Raw genomic sequence first — 5,177 nt, forward strand, 5'->3', positions numbered from 1 at the left:
CCTCTTCGAGTTCGACCCCGAAGCCGTCGCCGCTCAGATCCGCGATCAGGCGGCCACCGTGCCGCTGCCCGCACAGGCGGCCACAGAACGCCCTGGGGGCGAGGCAACCCCCAAGACCACGGAGTTAAGGGCGATCCGGCGTTGTCAAGGGTGGGTCGACGGGGTCCTGGAGGTCGGGTGTGAGCCACTCGGGTTCGAGGATGTAGATGCCTCGCCCGGTGCGGCGAAGGATGCCCTCGCGCACCCAGCGCCCCAGTTCCGCACGTAGTCCTTGGGCGTCGTCCAGTCCGATGCCGCGAGCGATTTCACATGCGCGCCAGGTGCGGAGAGGGGCGGTGCGCAAAAGTTGCAGCGTGCGGTCGCGACGCCCGTCAGGGCGAGGGTCGGCGGACGAGTGCAGGGTGACTTTGATGCTGGTGATCCTGGAGGCACCCAGGACTTGTACCTGCTCAGGCGGTGCGGCATAGCGGGAGATCGGGCACTTGACGCGACGTGGGTTGACGCGGGCCCGGCGGGGCGGAAGCAGATTGTGCAGGAGGGCCGATGCGATGTGCCCCGGGCCGGTATCGGGCAGCACATTGGCCGCGGCGATGAGCTGATCCTTGGCGGTCTCCAGGGCGATGGTGAAAGATGCGCGGTCTGGATCTGTGCCGGGGAGCGTCTCGACGGCCTCAACCATCGCCCGGCGCAGCGCCTGGTAGACGGTCAAGTGAGCCCAAAGTTCCTGCTGGATCCCGGTCGCGTCCTGAGAGCGCAGTACCATACCGCGTTGCAGGGTGTGCCGGAGCGAGTAGAACGCCGACTCGATCTCCCATCGTTCGTGGTAGAGCTCCACCAGTTCAGCAGCGGGGTGGCGTCGCTGATCGGTCAGCGTGGTGGCCAGTCGGTAGTGGCCTTCCAGCCGCAGCCCTTTGGCAGTCGTCACCGTGATGTACGCGTCGATGATCCTCAGCCGGGTCCCGTTGATCCTGGTCAGAAACGACCCGTCCGGCAAAAGGGCCCAGCGGGCGGGTGTCCGGGTTCCCTTGAGGCGTACCAACAGCTGTGCCCCGGTGGCCGCGGCCTTCGCGAGGAAGTCGTCTGAGTCGAAGCCCCGGTCGTTGAGCAGCAGCATGCTGTCGTCCAGCAGGGGCAGTAGTTGCTCGGCATAGCCGGTCTCCTTCTCCGGCGTCGGTCCGAAGACCGCGCCGAGCAACGCGCGGGTCCCGGTCTCGCACAGCACCATGATCTTCAGCATCGGATATCCGTCGGTGCCGTAGCGGTGTTTGTGCTTGCCCAGCCAGGCACAGACTCGCGGTCGGTCGGGGGCCTTGGTGGAGCTGCACCCGTCGAAGGCGACTGTGCGCCAGCACCGGTATCGCACCCCGGGTGTGATCGGCTGTGCCGTGGAACCGGCCAGTGTTTCGAACAGCGACCGAAGCGGTGCGACGCCCAGCCGCCGGCGAACCTCGCGCAGTGCCTTCTCCGAAGGGCGCCGGTGAAGAAGCCCGTGCAGCCCGGCGGTGAGCTTGTCCCATACGCGCACGTACCCCAGTTGCGGGAAGAGTGCCAGCGCCAGCACGAAGTACACGCCCACCCTCGATGGCAGCAGCCGCACCCTGCGCTGGCCGCCGCCAACGCGTTCCAGGACGTCATCGACAAGTTCGAAGGGTAACTGCCGGGTCAGCTCGCCGAGATGTCCCGGAGCGAAGACGCCGTCGGCGACGGTGATGGACGACGTGAGCGTGACGGTGGAACGTGGAACACTGAGCGGACAACGGGGCTCCTTCGAGCGGGAAGACCTTGGTCGGCTTCTTCGCTCTATCAGGAGCCCCGTTGCCATGACCTGGACTTCCCCGAAAAACCTCGATCCCGTTGACAACCGCGGATCCGCCCTAACTCCGTGGTCTTGGGGTATTTACGGGGTGCTGGCATGGTGCTGGTGAATCTCCTTCGCCAGGATCGTAACCCTGGCATCAGGGACTCCACCAAACTCAGAGCAGCTCACTCTCGTTTCCGGGTCCGTCCTACTGCTCTGCAGCGGACGTTCCAAATGCGGTCATGTCGGTCAGATGGCGTGCGTGATTGTTCACTGGTTTTGTTCGCAACTGCGGACGGTTGCTTGGAAGTGCTTCCAGCTCTGTGTGGATATGCGGAGAGGGGACTTCGTCACGTCCTTGCTGTCGCGGATCCATACGACGGCTGACGTCTGGGCGATCTCCACGCAGGTCGTCGCCGTAGCGGAGTATGAGCTCTTCCGCCATTGCAAGCCCTGGTTCACGTTTCCTCCTTAGCCTGTGGGCCGACGAAGCCGCCAACGACCTGTGCGCGACTGTCTACTGCGGCTCGTGCAGGCGATTAGCCAGTTGCCTCACCTCGTCGACGATGGGGTGTGTGCCCGGTAGGCGGGTGCAGTCTGCATCGAGGGTGGTGACTTGGTCTCGTGCGTCGCTGATGCGGCCTGCCTCTGCCAACGCTTCAACCACACGTTTGCGTCGGTAGAGCACTGCCAAGTCCGCTGGGCCCAGTTTTTGGGCGCTCTGCCGGAGTGCAGCGTCAAGTAGGGCCAGGCCTTCATCATGGGCTCCTGAGGCGAATGTGCTGTTGGCAAGGCCGAATCTCACGCCCAGGACGAGACGGTCATCGTCTCCCAGTCTGGAGGCTGCTCTGTCCGCGAGTGACTCGTAGAGCCGGAGGGCTTCGGCATATCTGCCGCAGTGCATGGTGAACGACGCGACCATGCTTTCCGCCAGCAGTGATTCTTCATGGTCGGCGCCAAGCTGGTCTTGCAGGGCTTGCATCCTGAGTTGAGCGTCCGCCAGGGCTTCCTCTGCCGGACGCATCGGCAGGTCTGATTCCCACAGGATCCTCTCTGCTTCTCCGATGCCGGCCTGCGCTGCACGCCGCAGTGTTGGAAGGACCAGTGTGAAGTGGCCTGCCAGCCACGCGTTGCATGCGATCGTGTAGGCCTCGTGGAGCGGAGCGAGCTCCGTGACTGCCGCCCAGACCAATTCTGGTATGGCCTCTTGCGTAGGGAGGTCGATCAAGTAGTCGAAAGCCAGGCATCCGTGTTCGGCGTCCCCGAGCAGCAGGCTGTTCGCGCCTGCGGGGACGGTGGGGGTCACAGCCCACCTCAGTGCCTCGGCGAATGGCTCGGGACGCAGTTCAACACCGCCGCGGCGAGAAAGGAAGTCCTCGTGCAGGTGCCGGAGCACGTCCACGGGCAAAGGGCGGTGGTAGCCGGCGCGTCGTGCGTCGACGCCCGCTGCTACGAGGGCTGCTCCTCGTGGGTGGTGCCCAGGGGTCCAGGCGTGCTGCCAGACTTCGACCAGTTCCGGGCCGGCCGCAAGAAGTTCGGCCACCCCGAAGCGCTCATCGCCGGCCAATGCGCGGACCAGCCGGGGGTCGCCTGCCACACGGGCCCGTTCGCGCTCGGTATGCGTCCAGCGTCTTTCGACGTGGACCACCTGGGCTTGTCTCAGTACGGCCCGTCCCTGCCGCCAGACTTCCTGCGCGGCCCCTGATGCCTCGTTTTCCGCCCGGTCCCGGAAACGGTCGTATTCGTGGCTGCGCATAGTGGCCAAGACCAGCACGTGCCGGTCGGCAAGAAGCAGACGCTGCAAGGTGGAGATGGTCAGCCCTCCCAGCCCCAGAAAGCGCTCGAGGTCATCCAGCCACACCACGCAACGGTCGACCGCTTCCCAGCCATCGAGCAGCACTTCAACGGCCTCCCGTGCAGCAGGAGCCACGAAGTAGTGATCAGGGTGCAGGAGCCGGATGGCCTCAAAGGCGGCGCGCGTCTTACCCGCAGTCGATTCGCCCACCAGTAGGACGAAGCCACCGCGCCGCAGGGCAGCGTGCAGGTGAGGCTCCATGTCGCGGGTGACGTAGGTCGGAACCCGGTCGATCGCGCCGTCCTGCTCGACTGTCTCGGCCGGGTGCACTCCCACCGTGACGGGATCAGAGACATCCCGCACCAGTGGAAAGCGACCTCCTGGCGCGGCGATCGCTAAAGCACGTGGCCGACGGCGAGCCGCCTCGGCCTGCCGCTGCCACTCCGTCTGCACTCCAACCGCAACGACGCTGACCACGGCGGCGACCGCAGCCCCGAGCACTCCCGCCCATGCCTCTGTCCCCCACAGCGCAGCGAGCAGTCCGATCAACGCGCTGACAGCCGCCACGGCCACCAAACGCAACCACAGCTGGTACGGCTTTCCAGTAGCCCCCACCGCTCCCCCCACCTTCGATGGCAAGGGACTTCGCGGATAGGTTTCCCCCAACCACCTCCGTCGAAGCAGCCGCAGGCGGTCTTTGCAGATGCCACCCGCTCCGACACATTCTCCGCCGAGGTCCAGCGAATCCTGGAGCACCACCACCCGCTGCGCCGAGCCTGAGGCGACCCAGCCGTCGGCGTCGGCCACTTCCGGCTCAGCGCTGGTGTCGTGTGCCGAGGGGGAGACCACCTCGGCGTCCGTTCTCGCCATCGCCGACTACAAGAAGGAGCTCGGCATTACCGGGGAGGCTGGTCGTATGGACGGCGATGAGCAGTTGCTGCGGGGCCGCATCTACGGCTGCGACCACGACGACCCCAACCCCGGCCCACTCCCTGCTCGGACGTACGCGACGCTCGTCGGCGGGCCCCTGGACGGTCTGCTGCTGGACATCACCGGCTGGACGGCGGAGGAACTCGACGGCGGTGTCGCCCTGGCCACCGAGCTGTCGCGGTGGCCCGGCGACCGCGCCCTGTACGACCCCAGCGTCGGCGAGCCGCGCACACCAGGCCCGGGGATCGCCTGCCCCTTCCATTATTGCGGCGACACACCCTGACCACAGGCCCGCCCACACCAGTTGACGAGGCGGACCTGCGGTGCGTGAGGGGCGGAACTGGGGGAACCAGGCATGGCGCGCGGCGCGCATATGCCCCGTACTTCGTGGAAGTAACTCCCGCTTTGTGGGCTTGTCGGCGGAAGGTAAGGGCATGTGGTGGCCAGGAGGTTGATAACGATGGTTCCCCTGCTTCTGGTTCTTCTGCTGGCTCTGATCCTCTTCGGTGCGGGTTTTGCGCTGAAGGCGCTGTGGTGGATCGCGGTGATCGTGCTCGTCGTGTGGCTGCTGGGCTTCGTCGTCCGTACGGCGGACAGCGGCGGCCGCAAGGGCCGCTGGTACCGCTGGTAGACGAGAAGGCACCCAGCGTGAGG

The 5,177-nt window shown here is 66.1% G+C and carries 5 protein-coding genes; 2 read left to right on the forward strand and 3 right to left on the reverse strand.

Going from position 1 to position 5,177, the window contains the following annotated elements; translation table 11 throughout:
* Window positions 1-124: 124 nt before the first annotated feature.
* The 3 genes from ACFZDC_RS41835 to ACFZDC_RS41845 form a co-directional block, all read right to left on the reverse strand.
* Complete coding sequence (locus tag ACFZDC_RS41835) at window positions 125-1,822, reverse strand: IS4 family transposase (RefSeq protein WP_391332331.1); 1,698 nt, start codon at window positions 1,820-1,822, stop codon at window positions 125-127.
* 246 nt (window positions 1,823-2,068) lie between these two features.
* A complete protein-coding gene (locus ACFZDC_RS41840; protein WP_391332332.1) occupies window positions 2,069-2,260 on the reverse strand; it encodes a DUF397 domain-containing protein in 192 nt (63 codons plus the stop codon).
* A gap of 55 nt (window positions 2,261-2,315) precedes the next feature.
* Window positions 2,316-4,400, reverse strand: coding sequence for a hypothetical protein (locus ACFZDC_RS41845; RefSeq protein WP_391332334.1), 2,085 nt, complete (start codon window positions 4,398-4,400; stop codon window positions 2,316-2,318).
* Between the two features lie 109 nt (window positions 4,401-4,509).
* On the opposite strand from ACFZDC_RS41845, the gene ACFZDC_RS41850 reads away from it, so the two are divergent.
* Window positions 4,510-4,806, forward strand: a complete 297-nt coding sequence (locus tag ACFZDC_RS41850) for a hypothetical protein (protein ID WP_391332336.1) — start codon at window positions 4,510-4,512, stop codon at window positions 4,804-4,806.
* Window positions 4,807-4,983: 177 nt separating this feature from the next.
* The gene (locus tag ACFZDC_RS41855) at window positions 4,984-5,154 is read left to right on the forward strand and encodes a DUF5670 family protein (RefSeq protein WP_011113206.1); all 171 of its coding nucleotides are present in this window, start codon (window positions 4,984-4,986) and stop codon (window positions 5,152-5,154) included.
* The last annotated feature ends 23 nt before the right edge of the window (window positions 5,155-5,177 follow it).

Source organism: Streptomyces sp. NPDC007905 (assembly GCF_042959345.1).
In the GTDB taxonomy this organism is placed as follows: Bacteria; Actinomycetota; Actinomycetes; order Streptomycetales; family Streptomycetaceae; genus Streptomyces.

Coding starts and splice junctions, on each gene's coding strand:
- ACFZDC_RS41835 (WP_391332331.1), bottom strand. CDS start 1,822: ATGGCAACGGGGCTCCTGATAGAGCGAAGAAGCCGACCAAGGTCTTCC.
- ACFZDC_RS41850 (WP_391332336.1), top strand. CDS start 4,510: ATGGACGGCGATGAGCAGTTGCTGCGGGGCCGCATCTACGGCTGCGAC.
- ACFZDC_RS41855 (WP_011113206.1), top strand. CDS start 4,984: ATGGTTCCCCTGCTTCTGGTTCTTCTGCTGGCTCTGATCCTCTTCGGT.